The sequence below is a fragment of the Ligilactobacillus sp. genome (genome assembly GCF_036846325.1).
GTDB lineage: Bacteria > Bacillota > Bacilli > Lactobacillales > Lactobacillaceae > Ligilactobacillus.
In genome coordinates this window covers 1,813-3,218 of the sequence record NZ_DAIUCE010000138.1, presented here as the reverse complement: position 1 = coordinate 3,218, position 1,406 = coordinate 1,813, and the positions used below count along the sequence as shown (strand labels likewise).

Here is a 1,406-nt window from a genome sequence, read left to right as displayed (position 1 = left end):
TTTCCTGAAGACATGCTCCTTCTGCTTGATCAGGAGTTCCACGGTCGTGTCCAAGAGAATCGTCAGGCGACGTTTGCTGCCGCAAAACAGTGCGTCATGCCAGTCATCCGAAATCGGGTAGTCATCTTTCGTCAGTGACATCACCTTGTCATACTTGGGATTGCCAAGCACTGAAAACTTATTCCCGTTGTCATAATAGTCAATCACCCTGCGGTTCGCCTCACTCTGCATTCTGTATTCATCCAGTAGTCTTTCATACTCTTTTTCATACCAGTCTGACTGGGTGATAACATAATCGGCATAAATGCCCGCAAAGCCAAGCGATGTGAAAATATCCGGGTCATCGGTGTAGGAAACGTAATAGGGAACATAAATCACCAGCCTGTCATCTCCTGTCAGCCTGCTGGTGTAGTAATCGGGGTGGATGCTTGTCAGGCGGTTTCCTTCGTCATAGGGATTGTGAATGTAGATGATGTCCGGATCAATCTCTTCCACGGTGTTATCCTTCCATGAAAGAATCCCGAGTTCTGCGGGATAGAGGCCAGATTCATCATGCAGTTCGGCCAGGTTTCCGTGACTGTCCCTGTCGTAGTAGGGAATTGGCATGACAAGGGATTCACATTCCGGATCCTCCATTGCCGCTTCATGAATGCTTTCAAGAGAATCCCACATGGAGTACTTGTACGGAAGAAACAATATCCTGTAACTTGCTGTAACTTTCTTTGACCGTTCAACCTCACCCCTCAATTCGTCCAGCAGGCCCTGCATTTCATCAAGATTTTGGAGGACATTTTCCGAAAACAATGCACGAAGACTGTCTAGAGTCTCCTGCGTATCTTCGGAAAAGTCTGAAGCGGGGAATTCTTCAATCAGTTTCAGAACCTCTGAACTGACCTTCTTCAACATGTACTTTCCTGAAGCTCCGTCAGTTCCCGTCTTGTTCAGCATTTCCCCGTATCCTGCCAGCTTGTTAACGCATTTCTGCGCCCTGCATCTTGTTTTAATTCTCATAACCGCTAAAACCCTTTCCAACTAAAAAAATGTTCCATAACCTAAGCGAATATCTACAACCATTTACATATACCCGTAATTAACGCTCCGCTGTTTTCCAAATCAAGATGCACGCCCTTCTTCAACTTACTGTCCCGAAAAACGGCATCAACAACTTCCGAAAGGGAATGTTCCGTTTCAAGGACAACGTTTGTCTTACCAAATTTTTCCGTCATTTCCTTCACAGATGTTCATTGTCATCCGGTTCATAATAACGACAACGGACATCCATACTCTTTTCGGGAAATCACGCATCGATACCACATCTAGATTTTTCTTACATCATTGTCAACATAGAAATCATCATACACCCTGCTTATCTGCTCCAGCACCTTGTCACTGGTATAGTTTATTGT

General features: G+C 45.0%; 1 protein-coding gene. It reads right to left on the bottom strand.

The window, feature by feature from the left end; genetic code table 11:
* A partial coding sequence (locus V7Z60_RS09315) for a hypothetical protein (RefSeq protein ID WP_334117540.1) occupies positions 1-1,011 on the bottom strand: 1,011 nt, incomplete at its 3' end.
* Positions 1,012-1,406: the final 395 nt, after the last annotated feature.